The following is a 23,842-nucleotide window of genomic DNA, read 5'->3' as shown; positions in this document are numbered from 1 at the left end:
AGCTCATCCATGCTTAAAAAACTGCTGGCCATTGCCGGGGCAATCGCTGCGCTTTGGCTCGTGTTCGCCGTGAACTCTTTTACGTTGCCGGTTGTCTTCCTGCATTACTCCGCTGCCGCCACTGCGCCCGTGACTTATTTCTTCAACGAAGACAACGACATCGTCAAGGACCATCTGGTGCCCGGCGAGAGCATCGAGTTCCGTACCGCCCGCCGTCTCCATACCGATTATTTCATCGACGTGAGCCTGCCGTTCGCAAGCCGTGACGGCGTGGAAATCAGGCAGCCGTTCAGCCGCGTCGACATCTATATCGGGCCCGATACGAAGATCGAGCGCACCGTGGTGAAAACCGACTTCCTGGCCCGCGTCGCTTCCAAATAGTGCCGTTCGACACAACCTGTAACACCATTCAATTGCATTACGGGATTATTTGCTTAAAATGCACGTGTGTTACTGAGGGAAATTATTCGTGTTACTTTTTAAAGCGGCGCGGCAAGCGTAGGGAACAGGAAGCAGATGCAAACAGCTGTCCAAACAATCCATGATCTGATCGTCGGCGCCGCGCAAAACAAGCGCATTCTGCGCGTCTACTTCCCGCACGCTGACGGTCCTGACGCACAATTGCTGGCCAACCAGCTCGACGCATTCGAGTCCTTGTCGCGCGACTTCGAGTACCGCGTCGAACTGCTCTCCGACAGTGCCATGCTGGCCCTGAAGGAGATGCAGGGCAAGCTGATGACCGTTGAACTGGTACGCGGCGACGGCAGCCTGCGTTATTTCAGCGGCTACGTCTTCAGCTTCCGGTTGGTGCGCACCGACGGCGGCTTCGTATTTTACGAAGCCATCCTGGGGCCCTGGCTGAAATACCTCAGCCTGCGCAAGGACAATTACTTGTTCCACGGCAAAGCGCTGCGCCAGCAGACCGAAAGCATCTTCGCCGACTATTCCGTCCTGCCCGACTGGGATTGCCGCATCCAGGGCGAGGACCCGCCGATGACGGACGCATGTCAGTTCGACGAGACCGACCACAACTACCTGCACCGCCGCTGGGAGGCGGCCGGCTGGCACTACTGGTACGAGCACACGGCGCAGGGACACAAGCTGGTGTTGTCCGACGACTCGCGCTACGCCGACGCCATCGACGGCACCGGCCAGGTGCGTTTCCAGAGCCAGGGTGGCGCAGTCGAGGAGGACGGCATCGCCCAGTGGTCGCCGGTGCGCACCATTGCGCCGTCCAGCGTGGCCTTGACTGCATTCGACTTCAAGCAGCCGCAGCCTGCCCAGGTCACCATGCCGACGGTGAACCAGCAGGGAAGCGTGCTCGGTGTCGAATCCTACGAATACACCGGCGCCTACGGTTTCAACGGCCGCCAGGACGGCGACCGCCTGGCGCGGCTGCGCATGGAAGAGGCGGAAGCAGCCGCCAAGCACTTCGAAGGAAGGGGCAACAACCGCTTCGTCCAGCCGGGACGCTGGTTTCGCCTGTGCGACCATTTCCTCGTCGACGCCGGCTTCTCCGGCGACGACGGCAAGGACGAATTCCTGGTGCTGGAAGTGCGCCATCTGGCGCGCAACAATTATTTGCAGAACACCCTGCCAGCGGATTACAGCAATACCATGCACTGCATCCGCAAGCAGATTCCCTGGCGGCCTGGACGCGGCTACAACAGCACCGACACGCGCATCCTCGCCCCGCAGACGGCCACCGTGGTGGGCCCGCAGGGACCGGACAGCATTCATACCGACGAGTACGGCCGAATCCGCGTCCAGTTTCACTGGGACCGCGAGGGCGTAGAGGACCAGCGCAGCTCGGCCTGGCTGCGGGTGGCCAGTTCCTGGGCCGGCGGCGAGCTGGGCGCGGCAGCCGTGCCCCGTGTGGGCAGCGAGGTGATCGTGCAGTGGCTGGGCGGCTCGCCGGACCGGCCCATCGTCACCGGCAGCGTTTTCAACGAGCGTAACATGCCGCCCTGGCAACAGCCGACCCAGCACGCGCTGACTGGCCTGCGCAGCCGCGAGCTGGCACCCAACACCGGCAATGCCGCAGGCGGGCGCAGCAACCACCTGATCCTGGACGACACCTACAACAAGATCCAGGCGCAGCTCAAGAGCGACCACCAGCACAGCCAGCTTTCGCTGGGCTACATCACGCGGGTCGAAGACAACAGCGGGCGCAAGGACGAACGCGGCGAGGGCTGGGAACTGGCCACGAACGCCTGGGGTGTGGCGCGCGCCGGCATGGGCATGCTCCTCACCACCGAAGCGCGCGACAATGCCGCCGGGCACGCCAAGGACATGGGCGAGACGGTCGGCCGTCTGAACGCCGCGCGTGAGCGCCACGACAAGATGGGTGACCTGGCCCAGCAGCACCTGGCGCAACAGTCGGGCGTCGACCAGGCCGTTGCCGGCGCGGCGCTCGCCGCGCAGAACGAGGCCATCCGCGGTAGCGGCAAGGCCCAGGGAGAATTGAGCGAACCGCAGCTCGTGTTGTCCAGCCCGGCCGGCATCGCCGCTAGCACCGCGCGCAGCATGCATCTGCAGAGCGACCGCCACACCGTGCTCACCACGGGCGAACACCTGTCGATCTCGACCGGGAAGAGCCTGCTGGCCAGCCTGACCGAGAAACTCAGCGTGTTCGTCTACAAGGCGGGCATGAAACTGTTTGCGGCCAAGGGCAAGGTAGAGATCCAGGCGCAGAGCGACAACGTCGAGATCATCGCCGAACAAGTACTCAAGCTGATCAGCACCAAGCAAAACATCGAGATCGCGGCGGACAAGGAAATCCTGCTGCATGCGGGCGGCAGCTTCATCCGCATCAGTGCCAAGGGCATCGAACAAGGCACTTCCGGCAAATGGGAGGTCCACGCGGCCAGCCATGCCGCGACCGGCCCGCAGAACCTGGACGCGTCGTTTGCCGCGATGCCGGCCGCCGAAGTCGGCCCGCACAGCCTGCGCTTTGCCTTCCCCGGCGCCGATGCCACCGTCGTGGCCTTGGGCATGGTCGGCAAGCCGTACCGTATTCTCGACAAGCTCGGCAAGCAGGTCGCTACCGGCGTAGTCGGCCATGACGGCCGCCTGCCGCGCCTCGAATTCCCGGACAACGACCAGCTTACGCTACATGTTGGCGAGGATAGCTGGCGCAGCGTCAAGCTGGAGGCGAGCGAACCGATGCCCGAGTTCGAACGGCTGGACGACGAGTTCTACCGTGAGGAGGACGAAGAGGAGCCGGCATTCGAACCGGAAGACTTCGGCCCTTATGCCTCCCGGCTGGAAGGTCTCGATGCATCGCTCCACCTGAGTCCCAATCTGCTTCGCAAACTCATTACCAATCCCGAAGGGGACGATTAAGTCATGATCAAGAGCATTTTCAAAACACTCGTGCTGGCGTCGTGCGTGGCACTGGCAGGCGGCGCCATTGCCGCGACGCCGACCGGCGCCAGCAGCGTGTCTTCGGAACAGCAAGGCATGCATCAGTGGCAGGTCTTGGGTGGCAAACTTATTTTGATCAATGGTACGTACCAGGACATTCTTGTCTATAAGCGCAGCCTGACGTTTTACTTCGAGAGCAAACCTGGCGAAGAGTGGATGCATGCCCCGATCATCGATGGCGACAAACGCAATGCACTCACCTGGTTCAGCATTTCCCAGGGTGAGCAGACCGTCGCGGATGCTGCCGTGGTGGCCCACGTCAACAACGTCGAGCTTGTGATCGCCGAAACGAAACCGCGCGTCGTCGCGCCGATCTCGGTCACCTGGTACCGGTTCACCGAGGCCGGCGACAACGAGACGGACGGCCCGGCTTATTTCTTCAAGAAGACCTCCTCCACGACCTATCCCGCCAATGCGAAATTGACGGTCGACCAAGTGTTGCAAAAGGAAGTCGCCGCCAAAATGAAGAAATAGGATTGCAGCCATGAGTCGCGAATTCATCAGTGCCAGATACGACGCCGATACCTTGACCGTCGATTACGCCAGCGACGATGGTACGCACCTGCTGCGTACCGGCGGCACGATTGCATGGCGCTTCAACAACCCCGGCAACATCCGTCCGCCTCGGAAGGGCAAGCAGATGATCATGGGCGCCATTGGCGTCGGCAAGACCAAGAAAAATGCCTCATTCCTGATATTCAGGAGTTACGCCGAGGGCCGACTGCAGAAGAAGCAATTGCTGCGTCGCGCCTACAACGACCGTACCATTTATACGATGCTGACCGGTATTCCCAACCCAGATGAACCAGGGACGCTGATGAAGGGCTATGCGCCGGCCACGGACAAGAACGATCCGCTTCGTTATGCCAATGCGATCAGCAAGCATACAGGTTTGCCGATCACGACCAGGCTGAGCGACATTTCCGACGCCAAGATGGAAGAGGTCCTCGATGCCATGGAAAAGTTCGAGGGCTTTCATGCTAATCAGAATACGCGCCACGAACTGGAAGTGCCGACGACGCTGGTAACGGTGTCCGACGGCGCCATGCCGAAGCCGGACCTTCCGACGCAGATCAAGATCGGTGACAAGACCTACGAAAAAAAGACGGACCCCAGCGGCCAGTTACCCAGGATCGCCCACACGGAACCCGGCAAGAAGGTCGAGATTCATTTCCCCGATGTGACCGGCGTCTGGAAAAAACAGTTCGAGTTCGTGATGGACGGCGTGTCCAGTGCCTACGTGCTGCTGCACGACCTGGTCAGCTACGAAGCACCCACCGCGCCGAAGAAGCCGCCGGCCAGCGTCACCAACCCGGCGCGCAAGCCGTTCGACCACGTCGTGGCGCACAAGGAAACCCTCGGCATCCTGGCGGGACGCTTCGGCACGACCGTGGGCGAGATCGTGAAGGACAATCCCGCCATCAAGGATCCCGCCAAGATCTACGTCGGCCAGGTGATCGGCATCTACGGCCCGCCGTCGGGCAGGCGAAAGACCCCCGCGGCGCGTCCGGTGCCCACGGCGAAACCGAAGCCGGCGGCGGGCGCGAAGGCACCCGCCACGCCACCTGCGACCAGCGCCGACCTGACGCGCAGCAAGAAAGGCACGGGCGAGCCGTTGGCCATCGTGCCGGCCGACCAGAAGACGGCGCCGTGGATGCCGGTGGCGATCGAGGAAGCGAAGAAATGGGCCGGAATGAAAGAGGACGTCATCACCAAGACCGGGAATTTCCACAAGCGGCTCGGGCTGGGCGGCAACATGGTCACCACGCCCTGGTGCGCATCGTTCGCCAATTATTGCCTGATGACGGCCGGTGCGCCCTACGAGAAGAGTGCGTCGTCGCAGTTTGCAACCTGGTCGAAGAAATTCAAGAAGATCGACAAACCGGTGTACGGTGCTCTCATGGTGATGCGCAATTATTTCGCGGGCACGAACAAGGCGCATGGCACCGGGCACGTGACCTTCGTGTATGGCAAGACGACGGACGGTGATATTGCCGGCCTCGGTGGCAACCAGAGCGATCGATTGAAGCTGTCGCTGTATAAAGTTACGGATGTGTCTGCCAGGTTCAAGCTGAATGGCACGCCGCTCGAGCAAAAACTCCATGGCTTCTATATTCCGGTGACGTACGAGGAATACGCTAAGTCGCAACCAGAGCCTGAAATCGTCGATATCGACGACGCCAACAAGAATTTCCTGAATATCGCCTACGCTGTCTCGAGTACGAACGAAAAAACACAATGATGACGATCTCTTTCAAACACATGCTAACGCTGGCAGCGCTGATCGCCTGCGCTGCGGCAGCCCATGCCGGCTCTCCCGACGGATTGAGTATCGCCGCCGTCGGGAACGCCTCGGGCGCGCCTTATACTGGCGCGATCAAGCAATTCGTCGCGGACCACAAGGCCCACAAGGTCGCCGACTGTAACAAATACATGCTGAATGTCGCCAACGTCTATTTCACGAACCTGCCGCCGCAGCTGACCGGCGACCTGGCCGTGGCGGCCGTGAACGACAAGACCAAGCGCAAGCGGCTCGGCAAGCTGCTGACGCGCTTTCGCGATGCAACGATCGAGCACGGCTTCGATGCCGCGCTGGCGTACGAGGTCAAGGATGGGAAAGTGCGCCTGTATGGCATCTCCGGCGACCCCGACGACAAAGTCCTCGTATCGAGCCTGACCCTGGACGAGGCGCAGGACCAGAAAAAATTCAATGTTGCCGTGTGCAAGGCAGTTGCCGCCTTGTTCGTGTTGACGGCGCCTTGACTATCGTTGGTGTGCCAGTGCGAACACCTGCTGCGCCTAGCCATCGGTCACCACGAGCGCATCGCCGCCTGCCCGCTCGCGCGGGGATCGGCGGCGTGCGCTTCACTTACCGCATCAACTCCCCGATGATCTTCACGGGCGCATTCCCGTAGCTGAGGAACTGGTCGTGGAATTGCTTGAGGTTGAAGCGGTCGCCCAGTTGCTCCTTGCGGCGTTCGCGCAGTTCCATGATGTCGCTGTAGCCGCTGAAATAGCTGGAGAGCTGCACCGACGACAGCTGCGCGCGGCGCCATTTTTCGGCCGCTTCCTGCGGCGTCTGGAAGGCCTGGCGCACCAGCAGGTCCATGGCCTGGTCGCGCGTCATGCCCAGCACGTGCACGCTGTAGTCGAGGATCGCGTTGGACACGCTGCGCAGGTTCCACTTGCACCACATCAGCCACAGCTCCGGCGCGTTGTCGCCATAGCCCGAATCCAGCATCATGCGCTCGCCGTACACGGCCCAGCCTTCGACCATCGCGCCATTGCCGAACAAGGCCTTCACCAGCGACGGCGAACGGTTCGCGTTCATCAGCTGCGTGTAGTGGCCGGGAATCGCTTCATGGATGTTCAGGATTTGCAGCATCCAGTTGTTGTACTCGCGCAGGCTGCTTTCGGCCTGCTCGGGCGTGAGGTCGTCCAGCGGCGTCACGTTGTAGTACGTTTTGTCGCGCGGACGGTACGGGCCCGGCGCGTCGATGCTGGCGCCGGCCACGCCGCGCTGGTACAGCGGCGTCTCGCGCACGACGAGCGGCTTGCTCGGGTCGATCGACACGAGGTCGTGCGAGACGACCCAGTCCTGCAGCTGCGGGATCTGGCGGCGGATCTCGGGCAGGAAGTTCGCCGGCGTCGTGTGCTGCAGCGAGAGCTTGTCGATCACCATGCCGATTTTTTTATACCGGTCGGTCGGCTTCGGGGTGCTGCCCATCGTCTTGTCCCACAGCTGGTCGGCCAGGCCGTCCATGCGGGTCAGGAGTTCGTCGCGCGCGGCCAGCGCCTTGCGGTAGGTCTGCTCGCCCGTGTTGGCCGACTGGATCTCGAAGGCGAATTTTTGTTCGTACAAGTCCTTCCCGATGCGGAACGAGCGGGCGCGGTGCATCTGCATCTGCGATTTGTCGAGGTCCGTCAGGAAGTCCACCCAGCCCAGCACCGCCGTGCCCGCGTTCGCGACGCGCAGCGCGAAGATCGCCTTCTCCTGCGGCGTCAGGATCGAGTCCTGCGCGGCCTGGCCGAGGTCCGCCAGCACGACGAGCGTGCCCGGCGCCTGCTGCAGCGCGAGCTGCGTGTGCTCGTGCGTCGGGTTGACGATGGACGCGCGCGCGGCCTGGTAATACGCCGGCACGTAGGCCAGGCGCTTCAGGATCGTGCGCAGGCGCTGCGCCTTGGCCGCGTATTCCGTGTTCAGGATCAGGTCGAGCGGCTGCGCCACGTTGTACTCGGCCGGGTTCCATTCGAATTCGCGGAACGTCGTCAACTGCCAGCGGTCGTATTTCAGCTTGTTGAGCAGGACGGCGAGGTCCGTGCGCTGGTTCGGCGACAGCCTGTCGGCGTTCAGCTTGCCGAACTTGTCGAGCCATTCGTCGATGAAGGCGAGCCGCTTCGCGCGCGAAGCGGCGTCGGGAATCGTGATTTTCGCGGCCACGTCGAACTTGCCGACGGAGATGCCGTCTTCCGGATCGATGCGCCACAGCGCGGTGAGGAATTGCATGGACAGCGAGTCCATGAAGCGGTCGTTGCGGTTCTGCGGCGCGGCGACGATGCGCGCGGCGGGCTTGTGGACGGCGTGTGCCTTCGCGGTGTGTGTCTTCGTGGCGTGCGCCCTGGTCTTGGCGCTGCCGCTCGCGGCGGCCTTGTGATGGTGCTTGGGGCGCGCACTCGCCGGCGCCAGCGCGACGCTGGTCAGCAGGACGGCAAGTGCGATTTTCGATTTCATCATGTTCTATCTGCCTGGGTGAATGAAGGGCCAGATGGGGGGGCGTCAGATTAGCATCATTCGAGATGCTTGAGGGCATCTGAAACAATACGTCACGAACGTGCCATGACGGCAACCGTCGTCAACGTCCCCGCAATGGCGCTCATCGGCAATAAAATCAGACCCATTAGAACCGGTAGGCCACCTTTACACCCGCTTCCGTGGTTCGGTTACGGGGCTCCTGGATGTACTTCTGCCCATAGCTGTCCCGGTCCGGCATGCCGTTGACGAGCAAGGGTGCCGTGTCCGACGCCTCGATCCGCCAGTAATCGATGTACGGCTGGACCTCCCAGTGTTGCGTCGCATAAGCCAGATGCAGCTTGACGCCGAAGCCGACGCGCTGCGTGCTGGACACATCGCCGTATTCCTGCTGCGCATCCGACAGGCGGGTATCCTGGCGACCGTGCAGCAAGGGGTCCCACTCGACGCTGGCCTCGGCCCGTGCGCCGTCGTGCAGGGCGTGTGCGAGCGTGACGCCGACGGGCAGGTAAAACATGGCATTGGTGCGCCGGTTGCCGGCCTGGCCCAGGCTGTTCACGCCGCGCAGATCGTTGTACAGGTAGCGATAGCCCAGGCCCGCGAACGGCGCGACGTCCAGGCCGCCGTACCGCAGCAGGCGTCCAGCCAGGGCGCGTGCCTCGACATAGTAGTCGCGCTTGTCGCTTTCGGCAGCGGACCCATAGCGCGCGTCGGAGCGGTAGTCGACGTTGCCGGTAACATAGCGCAGGGCGGCTGCGCCGAAATAATCCGCTGCAAGCCCGCCGTTCACGCCGAACTCGGCGGCGACTTTGCTGCCTTCGATCTTCATGATGCCGGGCTCGCGGTATGCATAAGACGCAATGCCGATGCCGGCGCTGAAAGAGGGTGCCGCGGCCTGGCCGTCTTGCGCATGCGCCTGTACCGACAGGAGCGCAAGCAGACCGGGCATAAACAATTTACGCAGTTTCATGGAATCGTCGATCGGGTTCAAGGGAGAGTGACGGCCGGATGACGGGCCGCGGCGCTGTCAAAACAGGAAATAGCCGAGTTCGTAGAAATCGAAACCGCCGTCCGATCCACCGAGGCAGCGCGCAAGAAACCGCTCGCTCTTGCGGTACAGCTTGAGCCTGTCCTTCCAGTTGGTGAAGTCGTGGCCGGCGCCCGGCACCGACCAATATTCGAGCGGCTTGCCGGCGCGCTGCGCCGCCTGCGCGAAGGCGGCGGCCGTGGCGGCGCTGACCCGGTCGTCGGCGCTTCCCTGCACCAGCAGCAGCGGCCGGGACAGGCGATCCGCCAGGAACGCCGGGGACCGCCCCCGCATCGTCGCGCGCTGTGCGCTTTGGGCGGGATCGCCGACATAGCGCCGCACCAGGGGGCCATCGAAATGCCATGCGGGCGCCAGGTCCTCGACGAGCTCGATCAGGTCGAGCGGGCCGTTGACGGCAATCCCGCACGCAAAACGTTCGGGCGCCGTCGTCACGCCCATCGCGGCCGCGTAGCCGCCATAGCTCCAGCCCATGATGCCCACTTTGCCGGGCACCGCCAGGCCCTGCGCCAGCGCCCAAGCGGCCGCGTCGTCGAGATCGTCCTGCATCTTGCCGCCCCATTCATCGAATCCGAGCGCCTCGAAGTGCCGGCCGTATCCGGTTGAGCCGCGAAAATTAACGTCCAGCACCGCGTAGCCACGATTGGCCAGGAACTGCGTCTGCGCGTCGTAGCCCCAGACGGTCCTGCTCCATGGTCCGCCATGCGCCAGGACGATCAAGGGATGTGGACCCGCGCCATCCGGCCGGGTCAGGTAGCCATGCAGGCGCGTGCCGTCGCGGCTCGGCAGTTCGACGGGCTCCATGCGGCGCAGCGCGCGGCGGAACGTCCTGGTGCTGGCGGCGCCAACCAGCACCGTTTGCCCCGTGTCGAGATCGGCCAGGTAGTACTCCTTGCCGGTATCGGTCGTCAGGCTCAGCACCAGCTTGCGTACCGCGTCATCGGTATTTTCGATGCCCAGCCGCACCGGCCGCCGTGCGGCGAGGATCTCCTCGACCTTGCCGAGCCGCGGATCCAGGACGACGTTGCGCGGATAGTCCGGCTCGCTGACGGCGACCAGCGGCACGCCGCTGGCGGGATCGGTATAGACGGTCGAGATGTCGACCGCCGCATCCTCATGGATCAGCCTCGTCTTCCCGGTATCGATGTCCAGGCCGATCAACGCGACCCGGTCGGCGTCCTTGTTGCTCAGCAAATATGCCTGGCGCGATGCGGTCGACACGCTGAGCACGGTCACCCGGTCATCGTCGTTCCACGTGTACACGTCGGCGTAGCCGCCTTCGGACGTCAGGACCTGGAATGTATTGCGCGCCTTGTCGGTACGGATCCTGCCAGCCAGGCGGCCGGCCGTATCGGTCAGCCACGCCCGGACCGTTCCATCGTTTTCCGCAATTAATTCGGACTTGCCGGAAGCAAGGCTGACCTCGAACAGATCGAAATAACGCCGGTCGCGCGCATTATTCGACACGAGGATGTGATCATTATCGCCGGCAATCTCGCTGACGATGAGTGACGTTCCCTTTTCTCCAGGGGTGTATACCGAAAACGATTCCGTGCCTTCTTTCGCGCTCAACACGGCAACGACACGGTTGGCCGTGCCGGATAGCGCCAGCGAATCGGATACGACATGCTGGCTGTCGCGCGTCCAGGCGAAATTCCAGATGTCGTGGGAATTTTTCGAAAATACGCGGCCGCTTTCCAGATCCTTGATAAACAAGGCCAGGGACGTTCCTTTCACGGCAAGCCAGGCGATCTTTTTGCCGTCCGGCGAAATCTTGTAGGCGAAATTCGAATCCCGATTAGTGGCGAATTCGTGCGTCGCGATCCATTGACGCGCACCGTCTTCCGCCGCGTTTGCGCGGGAAACGGCACATCCACCGAACAAGACCAGCAAACCCAGGAAAACAAACAGCTTCCACAAGCACTTCACGATTCCCTCACCATCTCAACCTCATGCTGCCGGGTCATGCCGTGATAGCCGCACCGATGCAAATTACCTGATAGAAATAATACTTTACTATAAATTTTTACATTTCCGGTAACTCATCACGTAGACCGGTCGGTTCATCACATGCCTGCCCACTGAGCCACGATCTGGAAGACACTTCCAATACGCCCGAGAAGGGACGTCTAATGAAAACCGTGACAGGGGACACAGTGCGTACATGTTTCTTGATTAGTCTGGCTGCTTTCTTGATCAGCTTCGCCTCGGCCCGCGCTGCGACTTGGCAGCCGTCGCCGGGACATCTACAAATTCCCATTTGGCCTGGTGCAATACCCAATGCAATATCTACCCAACAGCCAGAGTCGGTAGTCGCTGCGACAGAACACGGTGGATGGATGCAGATCAATGACGTCAGCAATCCAACGATGACGGTGTACCCGCCGAAGGGTGTGAACACCAGAGCCGCCATCATCGTATTTCCTGGTGGAGGATTCCGAGTCCTGGCCATTGATTTGGAAGGGACAGAAATCTGCGACTGGCTGACATCACGTGGGATCACTTGCGTATTGCTCAAGTACCGTGTCCCCGGAGGGAACGACTACTGGGATGAAAAATGTCGGTGCAGGATCTTTCCGAAAATACCACTTGCGCTACAGGATGCTCAGCGCACCATTAAGCTGGTGCGGTCGAAGGCAAGAGAACTGAACCTAAACCCGCGAAAGATTGGCGTCATCGGCTTCTCGGCAGGGGGATATCTGGTCGCGCAGACCAGCAACATTGTTGCGCCTGCCTATGCGCCGGTCGATGCCGTAGACAAGCTAAGCAGTCGCCCTGACTTTGCTATTGCGCTTTATCCGGGTCACCTTTGTCGCTCTGGAGCACTCGAATCAAGCATTCATGTAACGAAAGAAACGCCGCCGACATTTCTGCTGCAAGCTTGGGACGACCCGGTCGACCCCATCTGCAACAGCACGCTCTATGCCCGGGCGCTCGATCAGGCAGGTGTACCGGCAGAGGTTCATTTTTTTGCAAAGGGAGGGCACGCTTTCGGTCTTAGGGACAAAGACCATCCGATTGCGGCCTGGCCATCGATGGTGGAAAGCTGGCTCAAGGAAACAGGAGTTCTATAAAGGAGGGGACCATCGATTTTGTCAGGCGTGCTTATTGTTCGGGTACGAGTCCGCGACCGATACCGGCCGGACGCGGGCTCGCCGACCCCGCCAGCCCCGCCTGCAGCATGGCCAGCATGTCCGCCGGCGACATGCGCGCGGCGAGGTCCGTCCCTTCCAGCAGGCTGTCGGCCAGGTCGCGCTTGTGCCGGTGCAGGTCGACGATGCCTTCCTCGATCGTGTGGCGCGCCACCAGCCGGTAGATCGTGACGGGCCGCTGCTGGCCCATGCGGTGCGCGCGGTCGCTGGCCTGGTCTTCCACTGCCGGATTCCACCACGGGTCCATGTGGATCACGTAGTCCGCCGCCGTCAGGTTGATGCCGACGCCGCCGGCCTTCAGCGAGATGAGGAACAGGTCGCCGTCGCCGGCCTGGAACGCGTCCACGCGGCGCTTGCGCTCCTGCATCGGCGTCGATCCGTCGAGGTACTGGTAGCGGATGCCGCGCTCGTCGAGATGCTTGCGGATCAAGGTGAGGTGGTCGACGAACTGGCTGAACACGAGCGCCTTGTGGCGGTTCTCCAGCAGTTCGTCGGCGAGGCGCGCGAACGTTTCCAGCTTGCTGCTGCGGATGCCGCTGTCCGGCGCCACGAGGGCCGGATTGCAGCACGCGCGGCGCAGCTTCATCATCTCCGCCAGGATCTGGATCTGTTTTTGCGATTGCGGTGCCTCGAGGGCCGCGAGGCGCTCCAGGGCTTCCCGCCGCAGCGATTCGTACAGCGCCATCTCTTCTTCCGACAGCTGCACGGGCAGCACGACCTCCGTGCGCGGCGGCAGCTCGGACAGCACCTGCGCCTTCGTGCGGCGCAGGATGAACGGCTGCGTGAGGCGGCGCAGCCGCGTGCGCGCGGCCAGTTCCGCGCGCTTGTCGGTTGCCTTTTCGATCGGGCCGGCGAACCGCATCTGAAACTGGTCGCTCGTCCCGAGCAGGCCGGGATTGATGAACCGGAACAGGTTCCACAACTCGCCCAGGTGATTCTCCAGCGGCGTGCCGGTGGCGACCATGCGGAAGTCGCCTTGCAGCGACATCACGGCGTTCGACCGGCGCGTGTATGCGTTCTTGATCGCCTGCGCCTCGTCAAGCACGATCGTGTGCCAGCGGATGCCGTCGAACAGCGCGGACTCCAGCTGCAGCAGGCCGTAGCTCGCGACGATCACGTCGAACGGGCCCGCCTCCTTCAGCATCGCGGCGCGGTCGCCGGGCCCGAACAGTTTCACGTTGAGGGTCGGCGCGAAGCGCTCGGCTTCCGCCAGCCAGTTCGTCGCGACGGACGTCGGCGCCACGACGAGCGTCGGCCCGCCCGGCGCGCGCGCCAGGATCAGCGCGAGCGCCTGCAGGGTCTTGCCGAGTCCCATGTCGTCCGCGAGGCAGGCACCGACGCCCCAGTGCGCGAGGCGCGCCAGCCATTCGAAGCCTTCGACCTGGTAGTCGCGCAGCTCGGCCTGCAGGGTGTTCGGCAGTTGCGGCCGGAACGCAGCATTCTCCCGCATGTGCTTTAAGTGCGCGCGCCAGGCCTTGTCCGCGTCGACGCCGCCGGCGTCTTGCGCCATTTCTTCCAGCGCGAAGCTGGCGAGCGGGTGGAAGCGCAGCGCCTCCTGGTCGGCATCGCTGTAGGCCGATAAATCCAGCAGGCGGCGGTGCAACTCGTGCGTGAGCGCGAGGAACTGGTTGTCGCCGAGCGCGATGAAACGGTCCTCGCGCACGCGCGCGAGCAGCTCGCGCAAGTCCATCACCTTGTTCTCGTCGACCTGCACCTCGCCGTTCGCGGCGAACCAGTCCTTGTCGCGCCGGATCTGCAGGCGCACGGACTTCGACGTGATCTTCTTCGACACGCGGAACGACTCGCCTTCCGGCCACGCGACGAGGACCTTGGCCGCATCCAGCTCCTGCAATTGCACGACCAGTTCCAGGCAGTGGATCGGCGCCGCGAGCAGCCATTCGCCGTGCTCCATCTCCGCCTGCTCCAGCGCGGGCAGGTCGGCCAGCAGCTGGCGCTCGGCCTCGCGTTCCGCGTTCAAGTCGCGCCGCGCTTCCGTGCGCACGCCGGCCACGTCGGCGATCACGCTTTCGGCGCCGTCGCCCGGACGGAAGTACGGACCGGTGCCGGGCAGCGGCCGCACCATCACCTGGATGCGCAAGCCCTGCTGGTAGGGCAGCAGGTTGACGTGCAGGCGCGGGTCGGCCGCCACCTGCTCGATGTCGGCCGCGCTGCCGCCGATGTCCGACTGCACGGTGACGATCGCCGAGATCGCGCCGATCGCCTGCAGCACGCGCATTTCCGCTTCGAGCGGCACTTCCAGGCCGTCGCCCACGATGGCGCCGATGCGGCGGTGCTCCTCCTTCACGCGCACGATGCGCAGGCGCGTGGGCGTCTCCTTCACGACGACCACGTCGCCCTGCTGCTCGCGCAGGGGCGGCACCAGCGAGATCACGACCTTGCCGCCGCCGGCGCGCACGACCAGCTGCGGCTCGCCCGGCAGCAGTTCGACGCGCGTGCCGGGGGAATCCATCCAGAACAGCAGCGGATGGCCGACCAGCGCGGCCAAGGCCTTGTCCAGATCGAATTCGTAGCGCGTGCCCGTGCCGCTGTAGTAGCGGTAGGCGCCGATGCTGGCGGCGGCTTGCACGTCCTGCGCGGTGAGGAAGTCGAGTTCCGCCGCGTCTTCCGCGAGGCGCTTGAGGCCCAGCGGCCGGCCGCGCGTCCAGCCGCCCTGCGCGTCGCGCTTCTGCTCGCGCGGCTCGATGGCGCGCACGCCCAGGTGCGCATCCCACCCGATGAACCACGCCAGGCGCGATTCCTTCACGACTTCCACGTTGACGGGCGGCTGCAGGTTGATGAGGGCGTTCAGCTGGCGCTCCCACGGCTGCTCGCGCTCGAACCACAGCGCGAGGTCGACGAAGCGGTGCCGCTGGCGCAGCGCGATCGCCTGCTTGTCGATGCCCACCATCCCCATTTGGCCCAGCACGGACGCGATCTGCGCCGCGATGAAGTCGAAGCCCGCGGCATGCGCCAGCTCGAACTGCTGCTCCAGCATGCCGCGCTTGTCCGCCAGCTGCGGCATGCCGAGCCACCAGTGCAGCAAGGCCCGGAACATCACCGGCTGCAGGCTGGTTTCCCAGTTGCGCGACGGGAGCACCTCGGCATCGACGGTGCCGCCGCGGATCTGGCGCAGCATCGACAGCTGCTGGTAGACTGCGGTGTCGTGGCTTTGCACGGCGCGCGTGGCGCTGTCCAGGTAGCTTTCCGCCGCCTTCGCGTGCTTCGGGTCGTCGCTCCTGAGCAGCGCCGTCACGTACAGGTGGCCGCCGATGCCCTCGAACACGGCCTTGCGCTTGCCTGTCTCGCGCCGCAGCAGTTTTAACGCTTTGTCGAAGCCGGCCAGCGCGGGTGCCGTGTCGCCGCGCAGCAGCTGCAGCACGCTGCGGTAGAACAGCGTCGCGGATTCGTCGAGGTCGACGAGAAGATCGCCGGCCGCGTCGAGGCGGCCGCACAGGATCAGGTGTTCGGCCAGCGCCGTGCGCAGCGCCATCGACGCGCCGCCTTGCGCCACGTGGTCCTCCGCGTGCGCGCGGAGCGCCGGCGCGCTGGCGGGCTCGCGCTGCGCGTGGGCCACGAGGACGGCGAGCACGTCGTCGCGCACGAGACCATTGATGCGCTCCATCAGGTCCGGCTCGAACGGGCGCGCGCAGATGTCGACGAGGGGATGCAGGTACGCGGCCTCGTGGCAGCGCAGGCAGGCGGCCAGCAGCGGGGCGATGGTCTTGGGGCCTTCGCCGGCCAGCAGGGCGAAGCGCAGCAGCGCGACGCCCTGGCGGTAGCTGCGCAGCATGGGCGTGCCCTGCCAGTCGACGCGCAGCGGCGTCGCCTGCTGGTAGACCTCGCGCAGTTCGTTGAAGCGGCGCGCGCGCAGCGCCCACCGGATGGCGGGCCAGGCCACGTCGGAGGCGATCGTGTAGCCGCGCGAGGGCAGCTCGCCGACCAGGCCGTCGGCGCGCAGGCGTTCGAGCGGTTCGGCCAGCTCCTGTTCGTTCGCGCTGGCCGACAGCGGCGCCAGGTGCTCGTGGATGCGGCGCCGTCCCATCGGTTCGCCGGCCAGCGCCAGCAGCGCGAGGATCAGCTTGCGCTGTTCGTCGCAGGCCTCGACGACCGCGTGCAACACCTCGTCGCTCATGCCGGCACTCATTTACCCAAATTCTCGATCTCGACGGCGGGCAGGCTGGCAGGCACCGGAATGCCGAACACGCGCAGGTAGAAATACAGCTCGGCTTCCAGGGTGCGCACGATGCTGTCGGCCTTGCGGAAGCCGTGGCCTTCGCCCTCCAGCGTGACGTAGGCGACGGGCACGCCGCGCGCGCGCAGGGCGCACACCATCACTTCCGATTGCGGCGGCGGCACGACCTTGTCGTCCAGGCCCTGGAAGAAGATCATCGGCCGGTGCAGTTTATCGGTGTGGTTGATCGGCGAGCGTTCGGCGTACACGCGGTCGGCGTCGGCCTTCGGCGCGATCAGGTATTCGTTGTAGTGCGACTCGAACTTGTGCGAGTCGGCGTCCAGGCCCTTCAGGTCGGACACGCCGTAATAGCTGGCGCCGGCCTTGAACACGTCGTGGAAGGCGAGGGCGCACAGGGTCGTCAGGCCGCCGGCGCTGCCGCCGCGGATGACGAGGCGCTCGCGGTCCACGAGATCACGGTCGGCGAGATAGCGGGCGCCGGCCACGCAATCCTCGACGTCGATCACGCCCCACTGGCCCTTGAGCAGGTCGCGGTAGGCGCGGCCGAAGCCCGTGCTGCCGCCGTAGTTCACGTCCAGCACGGCGAAGCCGCGGCTCGTCCAGAACTGCGTGGCCAGCTTCAGCGTGCTGGCCGCCATGCCCGTCGGGCCGCCGTGGCCGATCACCATCAGCGGCGGCCGCTCGCCCGGCTGCGGGGCGTAATCGTTGTTCGTGGGCGGGTAGTAGAACGCGTACGCGGTGCGCCCGCCTTCGCTCGGGTAGCGGATGCTCTGCGGGACGGACAGGTAGCCCACGTCCGGCAGCTGCTCGATCGAGCGCGCCAGCACGTCGCGCCGGCCGGTTACCAAATCGATGCAGGCGATTTCCGCGGCCACGGTGGGCGCGCCGCCCAGCAGCGCGACGGTGTCGTTCTCGACGCGCAGTTCGCGGATTTCCTGGTACGGCGTGTCGATCACCGCCAGCTTGCCGCTGCCCGTGTCGAGGCGCGCGAGGCGGCTCACGCCATCCTCGATGTAGGTGCAGACGATCTCGTTGGCGGAACGGAAGCCGTACATGCTGTTCCCGAAGGTCCAGTGCGGGCCGCCAAATTCGGCCGCGCGCGGGCACACGGCATGCACGACGACGTGGTCGTAGCGGTACAGGTTCCACCAGCCGCTGCGGTCGGAGACGAAGTACAGGGTGCCGTCCGGCGACCATTCCGGCTGGACGATCGCTTCTTCTTCGCCGCCCGCGATCAGGCGGCCGTCCAGCAGCGTGCCGTCGGCGCCGATCTCGGCCAGCCACAGCTCCGTCCCCTGCCACGGCATGCGCGGGTGATCCCAGCAGAGCCACGCGACATGCTTGCCGTCCGGGGAAATGCGCGGCGACGAATAGAAATCGTTGCCCTCGACGAGGACGGTCTCGCTGTCGTCGGCGCCCAGCGCGCACAGCGTGTTGACCGGATACGTGGCGCCGGCCGAATGGTCTTCGCGCACGCCGATCAGGCGCCGGTGCGCGCGGTCGAGCACGAAGTCGGCCCAGCGCCTGGCGCCGCCTGCGCTGACGGGCACCGGTTCGCCGCCGCCCGCGCGGTCGATGCGGTAGACGCGGTTGTCGGCAAAGTTGGAGAACCAGATGTGGCTGTCCGCGACGAGCGTGGCGCCGCCGCCGTACTCGTGCACGCGGGTGCGCACGTTGAACGGGGCCGGCGTCAGTTCCTGGATGTCGCCGCCGCGCCGCCGCAGCAGCGTGTTGCGGCCGCCTTCCTTGGCGCGGCCGGCCAGCCAGTACACCTCACCGCCATCGAGCAGCACCTGGGACAGCGGTGTGGCGCCGGCCGCGACGGCGGCGGCGGTGATCGGGGAAGCCCAGGCGCCGCAGGGCGCGGCCTGTTTGCTGATGGAGTCGGTCATGGTCGGTCCTGAAGATTGGGGACGGGCAGCGGGAAGACAAGCATTATATGTGTCTGCCGCCGGACGGTATGTCCGGCAAGTGCGGTATGCGGGCGCGCGGGATGCGATAATAGAAGTTTGCCCTTCCAATTCCCGACCGGATTGTCAGCCATGCCACAATTTGCCCCGCTCCAGAACGACACCTTCCTGCGTGCCCTGCTGCGCCAGCCGACGGACTACACGCCGGTGTGGCTGATGCGCCAGGCGGGGCGCTACCTGCCGGAATACCGCGCCACGCGGGCCAAGGCCGGTTCGTTCATGGACCTGGCCAAGAATCCGGACTTCGCCACCGAAGTCACGCTGCAGCCGATCGACCGCTATCCGCTGGACGCGGCCATCCTGTTCTCGGACATCCTGACCGTGCCGGACGCGATGGGCCTGGGCCTGTATTTCGAAGAGGGCGAGGGCCCGAAATTCGAGCGCAACGTGCGCACGGAAGCCGACGTGGCCGCCCTGCGCGTGCCCGACATGGCGTCCTTGCAGTACGTGTTCGACGCCGTGACGTCGATCCGCACCGCGCTGAACGGCCGCGTGCCGCTGATCGGCTTTTCCGGCAGCCCCTGGACCCTGGCCTGCTACATGGTGGAAGGCGGCGGCTCGCGCGAATTCCACACCATCAAAAAGATGCTGTATGCGCGTCCGGACCTGATGCACCGCGTCCTGGAGATCAATGCGCAAGCCGTCGCGCAGTACCTGAACGCCCAGATCGACGCGGGCGCGCAAGCCGTCATGATCTTCGATTCCTGGGGCGGTGCGCTCGCCGACGGCGCCTACCAGGCGTTTTCGCTCGCCTACATGCAAAAGGTCGTGTCGCAGCTGAAACGCGAGAAGGATGGCGTGCGCATCCCCGCCATCGTGTTCACGAAGGGCGGCGGCCTGTGGCTGGACGAGATGGCCGCCATCGGCGCCGACGCGCTGGGCCTGGACTGGACCGTCAACCTGGGCCGCGCGCGCGCGCAGGTGGGCGACCGCGTCGCCCTGCAGGGCAACCTGGATCCCGCCATCCTGTTCGCCGGTCCGGAGCAGATCCGCGCCGAGGTGGAGAAGGCGCTGGCCAGCTACGGCACCCCGTCCGCCGGCCACGGCCACGTGTTCAACCTGGGGCACGGCATCTCGCAATTCACGCCGCCGGAGTCGGTGACGGCCATGGTGGACGCCGTGCACGACTTCAGCCGCCGCCAGCGCGCGGCCTGACGCCGCCCCAGCCCGGTATCCGGGCAATCACACTTATTCACAAAAAATCGAACGGGGCCGGCGGGAACTGTGGAAATGTACAGTGCCCGCCCGCATATGGTAAGTGATTGATTTTATGGGATTTACTGTCGAGGTGACGGTAGGGCCCGGAGGAGCTTCCGAGGGAGTGACCACTTATCCACCGAAGCTGTCAGCCCATTGTTCACAAAGTTATGCACAGATTCTGTGAATAATCTCGAAAAGTGCTTCGTTTACCGTGGTTTACGAGTTTTCTTCAAGTATTGCATCAAGTTTTTGCTGCACTGCGGACAAGTTTTTCATCGGGAAAGGCACAGTTATGCACAGAAGTGCGCCAGCGATGGGATATTTGGTGCTCTCCTGGCTGAAAAATGTAAGTCATTGAATTGACAGGATAATTTTTAGGCTGCACATAGAGAATTTCCTAACGTTTTGAGCTAGCGTAAACCTTCTCCACGGTCAACTTTTCCATTTTCCACAAAGTTTTCCACAGTTCTCCACAGCTTCTCGACAAGGTCCCGGATTGTCCTACTGCATCCTGCAAATCGCGCTCGACACGCCGCTCGACAGCCTGTTCGACTACCGCTGGGCATGCGAGCCCGGTCGCGAGCCGGAAGTCGGGCAGCTGGCGCTCGTGAACTTCGGGCGGCGCGAAGCGGTCGGGCTGATCGTCGCCGTCAAGCACGAGACCGACGTCCCCGCCGACAAGCTCAAGGACGCCCTCGCCGTGCGCAGCCAGCTCGCGCCGTTGCCGGCGCGCTGGATCGCGCTGGCGCGCTTCGCGGCAGTCTATTACCACCGGCCGCTGGGCGAGGTGGCGCTGCCGGGCCTGCCGAAAAACCTGCGCCTGTCGACGACGGTGGCGCTGGACCGCGCGCTGAAAAAACTGGCCAAGCTGCCGGACGCGCACGATCCGGTCCCGGCCGACATGCCCGTGCTGAACGCGGCCCAGCGGCAAGCGGCGGACGCCATCGGCGGCGCGCAGGGATTCAGCCCGCTGCTGTTGTACGGCGTGACGGGCAGCGGCAAGACCGAAGTCTACCTGCAGGCCTGCGCGCAAGTCCTCACGCGCGACGCCGACGCGCAGATCCTGATCCTGGTCCCCGAGATCAACCTGACGCCGCAGCTGGAAGCGAACATCCGCGCGCGCTTTCCCGGCGTGATGCTGGCGACCCTGCACAGCAGCCTGTCGGAAGGCGAGCGCATGCTGCACTGGCTGGCCGCGCACACGGGCCGCGCGCGCATCGTGCTGGGCACGCGGCTGGCCATCCTGGCGTCGCTGCCGAACCTGAAACTGATCGTCGTCGACGAGGAGCACGACCCGTCGTACAAGCAACAGGAAGGCCTGCGCTACTCGGCGCGCGACCTGGCCGTGTGGCGCGCGCGCCAGCTGGGCATCCCCATCGTGCTGGGGTCCGCGACGCCGTCGCTGGAAAGCTGGCACCACGCGCAGACGGGCCGCTACCGCAGGCTCGAATTGCGCGAGCGCGCCGTGCGCGATGCCGTGCTGCCGCGTGTAAAACTGGTCGACATGGAGCGCGACAAGCCGAAAGAGGGTCTCACGTCGGCCCTGATGCAGGCGCTGCGGCTGCGCATGGAACGGGGCGAACAGTCGCTCCTGTTCCTGAACCGGCGCGGCTATGCGCCGGTGCTGTGCTGCGAAGCGTGCGGCTGGATCAGCAATTGCACGCGCTGCACCGCGTTCATGGTCCTGCACCGGCCGGAGCGGCGGCTGCGCTGCCATCACTGCAGCCTGGAGCTGCGCATCCCGCACGCGTGCCCCACCTGCGGCAACGTCGACCTGCAGCCGCTGGGCCGCGGCACCCAGCGCATCGAGGAAGGCCTGCAATCGCTGTTCCCGGACGCGCGCATCCTGCGCATCGACGCCGATTCCACGCGCCGCAAGGGCAGCGCCCAGGAAGCGTTCGACACGGTGCACCGCGGCGACGTCGACATCCTGATCGGCACGCAGATGGTCGCGAAAGGCCACGACTTCAAGAAGCTGACGCTCGTCGGCGTGCTGAATCCGGATACCGCCTTGTTCTCGCAGGACTACCGCGCCAGCGAGCGCTTGTTCGCCCAGCTGATGCAGGTGGCGGGCCGCGCCGGCCGCGCCGGACTGGAATCGGAAGTGCTGATCCAGTCGCGCTATTGCCAGCATCCGCTGTACGGCGCGGTGATGCGGCACGACTACGACCGCTTCGCCGGCAGCCTGCTGGAAGAACGGCACCAGGCCGCGCTGCCGCCGTACATGTACCAGGCGCTGCTGCGCGCCGAGGCGCCCGAGCTGGCGACCGCGATCGCCTTCCTCGAGGCCGCGCGCGACGCGGTGCCGTCGGACACGGTCGTCATCAACGAGCCGATCCCGATGACGATGACCCGCGTGCACAACGTCGACCGCGCCCAGCTGCTCGTCGAATCGAATTCGCGGCCGGAATTGCAGGCGTTTCTCACCGCGTGGGTCGACGCGTTGCGCGCGATGAAGTCGCGGGTGCGGTGGTCGCTCGAGGTCGATCCACTCGATATTTGATGGGTGACGTTTGGTGGGCGGAGGCCGCCCACCCTACGGCATCGGCAAATCGTAGGGTGGGCACCCCGTGCCCACCATGCCAACCGAAATGTCTCCGCTCCAAGCCGAGTTCTTGAAAAAAGCGTATCGTCACGCTCGTGAACTCCGCGGAGGTGAGGATGAAGAAACTGAAGGTCGATGTCGCCGTGATCGGCGCCGGTACGGCCGGCCTGGTCGCCTACCGCGCCGCCAGGGCGCAGGGCGCGCGTACCGTGATGATCGAGCGCGGCGTGTACGGCACCACGTGTGCGCGCGTGGGCTGCATGCCCAGCAAGCTCCTGATCGCCGCCGCCGAGGCCGCCCACATGCTGCATGTCGCGCCCGAGTTCGGCGTCAATCCAGGCACGGTCCGCGTCGACGGCGCGGCCGTGATGGCGCGCGTGCGGCGCGAGCGCGACCGCTTCGTCGGCTTCGTGGTCGAGGGCGTCGACGCCATGCCGATTGATGACAAGGTGCGCGGCCACGCCCGCTTCGTCGATCCGCACACGCTGATGGTCGACGACCACACCGAAATCGCGGCGTCCCGCATCGTCATCGCGACCGGCTCCAGCCCGACCCGCCTGCCGGTCCTCGAGAACGTGGGTCCCGGCGTGATCACGAGCGACGACGTGTTTTATTGGGACGACCTGCCGCGCTCCGTGGCCGTGATCGGCACGGGCGTCATCGGCCTGGAAATCGGCCAGGCGCTGTCCCGCCTGGGCGTGCGCACGCGCCTGTACGCGCGCGGGGGCAGCGTGGCGCAGCTGTCCGACCCCGTCGTGCTCAAGACGGCCTCGCGCGTGCTGTGCGAGGAACTCGACATCCACTTCCAGTCGCGCATCCTGCGCGCCCAGCAGGACGGCGATGACGTCGTGCTGACGACGGGCCGCCACGACGAAGCCATCACGGAACGTTTTCAATACGTGCTGGAGGCGGCCGGGCGCACGCCCAACGTGCACGACCTCGGCCTGGAAAACGCCGGCGTCAACCTGGACGGCAACGGCATTCCCTTGTTCGATCCGCGCACCATGCAGTGCGGGAACAGCCACATCTTCATCGCGGGCGACGCCAACCACGAGCGCCCCGTGCTGCCGGAAGCGGCGGACCACGGCAAGATCGCGGGCGACAACGCCGGCCGCCTCCCGGACATCCGCCCCGGCCTGCGCCGCGCGTCGCTGACGGCCGCGTTCACGGAGCCGAACATCGTCTCCCTGGGCGCCAGCTACAAGGCGCTGTGCGCGCCGGGCAAACCGAAGTTCGCGGTGGGACAGGTGTCGTTCGAGAACCAGGGCCGCAGCCGCGTGATGTTGCAGAACAAGGGCATGCTGCGCGTCTACGGCGAGTACCGCACGGGCCGCTTCCTGGGCGCGGAGATGATCGCCCCGCGCGGCGAACACCTCGGCCACCTGCTGAGCTGGGCCGTGCAGTCGCGCCTGACGGTCGACCAGATGCTGGAGATGCCGTTCTATCACCCCGTGGTCGAGGAGGGCGTGCGAACGGCGTTGCGCGACCTGGCGGCCAATCTCGCGAAGGGCGAAAGCGACATCGACCCCGACGAGGTCGAGCCGGGGACGTAATATGGCGGC

The 23,842-nt window shown here is 64.9% G+C and carries 14 protein-coding genes; 9 read left to right on the top strand and 5 right to left on the bottom strand.

Translation table 11 applies throughout. The features are described 5' to 3' along the window. Nucleotides 1–9: 9 nt before the first annotated feature. The 5 genes from ISF28_RS14245 to ISF28_RS14225 all read left to right on the top strand — a co-directional run bounded on the left by ISF28_RS14245 (nucleotide 10) and on the right by ISF28_RS14225 (nucleotide 6,189). Nucleotides 10–381, top strand: coding sequence for a hypothetical protein (locus ISF28_RS14245; protein WP_198117842.1), 372 nt, complete (start codon nucleotides 10–12; stop codon nucleotides 379–381). 135 nt (nucleotides 382–516) lie between these two features. Further along, nucleotides 517–3,345, top strand: a complete 2,829-nt coding sequence (locus ISF28_RS14240; RefSeq protein ID WP_198117841.1) for a type VI secretion system Vgr family protein — start codon at nucleotides 517–519, stop codon at nucleotides 3,343–3,345. Between the two features lie 3 nt (nucleotides 3,346–3,348). Continuing rightward, on the top strand, nucleotides 3,349–3,900 hold the full coding sequence (locus ISF28_RS14235) for a hypothetical protein (RefSeq protein WP_198117840.1): 552 nt from the start codon (nucleotides 3,349–3,351) through the stop codon (nucleotides 3,898–3,900). A 10-nt stretch (nucleotides 3,901–3,910) separates the two neighbouring features. After that, nucleotides 3,911–5,668, top strand: a complete 1,758-nt coding sequence (locus tag ISF28_RS14230; protein ID WP_198117839.1) for a C40 family peptidase — start codon at nucleotides 3,911–3,913, stop codon at nucleotides 5,666–5,668. A 20-nt stretch (nucleotides 5,669–5,688) separates the two neighbouring features. Next, the gene (locus ISF28_RS14225) at nucleotides 5,689–6,189 is read left to right on the top strand and encodes a hypothetical protein (RefSeq protein ID WP_198117838.1); all 501 of its coding nucleotides are present in this window, start codon (nucleotides 5,689–5,691) and stop codon (nucleotides 6,187–6,189) included. Nucleotides 6,190–6,295: 106 nt separating this feature from the next. Here ISF28_RS14225 and ISF28_RS14220 read toward each other — a convergent pair whose 3' ends face one another. From ISF28_RS14220 to ISF28_RS14210, 3 genes are all read right to left on the bottom strand, one after another. Further along, the gene (locus tag ISF28_RS14220; RefSeq protein WP_198117837.1) at nucleotides 6,296–8,161 is read right to left on the bottom strand and encodes a DUF885 domain-containing protein; all 1,866 of its coding nucleotides are present in this window, start codon (nucleotides 8,159–8,161) and stop codon (nucleotides 6,296–6,298) included. 163 nt (nucleotides 8,162–8,324) lie between these two features. Further along, entirely contained in the window at nucleotides 8,325–9,146 is an 822-nt protein-coding gene (locus tag ISF28_RS14215; RefSeq protein WP_198117836.1) for a hypothetical protein, read from the bottom strand. A 57-nt stretch (nucleotides 9,147–9,203) separates the two neighbouring features. Beyond that, a complete protein-coding gene (locus ISF28_RS14210; protein ID WP_198117835.1) occupies nucleotides 9,204–11,141 on the bottom strand; it encodes a S9 family peptidase in 1,938 nt (645 codons plus the stop codon). Between the two features lie 419 nt (nucleotides 11,142–11,560). Between ISF28_RS14210 and ISF28_RS14205 the strand changes: the two genes are divergently transcribed. Beyond that, nucleotides 11,561–12,295 carry an alpha/beta hydrolase gene (locus ISF28_RS14205; RefSeq protein ID WP_229519081.1) on the top strand — a complete coding sequence of 245 codons (735 nt, stop codon included), beginning with the start codon at nucleotides 11,561–11,563 and terminating at the stop codon, nucleotides 12,293–12,295. 31 nt (nucleotides 12,296–12,326) lie between these two features. On the opposite strand, the gene ISF28_RS14200 is transcribed toward ISF28_RS14205, so the two are convergent. Both ISF28_RS14200 and ISF28_RS14195 read right to left on the bottom strand, forming a co-directional pair. Continuing rightward, nucleotides 12,327–16,505 (bottom strand): DEAD/DEAH box helicase, encoded by a 4,179-nt coding sequence (locus ISF28_RS14200; protein ID WP_198117834.1) that lies wholly within the window; start codon nucleotides 16,503–16,505, stop codon nucleotides 12,327–12,329. 8 nt (nucleotides 16,506–16,513) lie between these two features. Beyond that, a complete protein-coding gene (locus ISF28_RS14195) occupies nucleotides 16,514–18,457 on the bottom strand; it encodes a dipeptidyl-peptidase 5 (RefSeq protein ID WP_198117833.1) in 1,944 nt (647 codons plus the stop codon). 150 nt (nucleotides 18,458–18,607) lie between these two features. On the opposite strand from ISF28_RS14195, the gene hemE reads away from it, so the two are divergent. The 3 genes from hemE (at nucleotide 18,608) to ISF28_RS14180 (ending at nucleotide 23,833) form a co-directional block, all read left to right on the top strand. After that, on the top strand, nucleotides 18,608–19,690 hold the full coding sequence (hemE, locus tag ISF28_RS14190; RefSeq protein WP_198117832.1) for a uroporphyrinogen decarboxylase: 1,083 nt from the start codon (nucleotides 18,608–18,610) through the stop codon (nucleotides 19,688–19,690). A gap of 541 nt (nucleotides 19,691–20,231) precedes the next feature. After that, complete coding sequence (locus ISF28_RS14185; protein ID WP_198117831.1) at nucleotides 20,232–22,238, top strand: primosomal protein N'; 2,007 nt, start codon at nucleotides 20,232–20,234, stop codon at nucleotides 22,236–22,238. Nucleotides 22,239–22,396: 158 nt separating this feature from the next. Continuing rightward, the gene (locus ISF28_RS14180; protein ID WP_198117830.1) at nucleotides 22,397–23,833 is read left to right on the top strand and encodes a dihydrolipoyl dehydrogenase; all 1,437 of its coding nucleotides are present in this window, start codon (nucleotides 22,397–22,399) and stop codon (nucleotides 23,831–23,833) included. The last annotated feature ends 9 nt before the right edge of the window (nucleotides 23,834–23,842 follow it).

Origin of the sequence: Massilia rhizosphaerae, from assembly GCF_016093545.1 — a bacterium.
In the GTDB taxonomy this organism is placed as follows: domain Bacteria; phylum Pseudomonadota; class Gammaproteobacteria; order Burkholderiales; family Burkholderiaceae_D; genus Telluria; species Telluria rhizosphaerae.
This window is presented reverse-complemented; position numbering and strand designations above follow the sequence as displayed.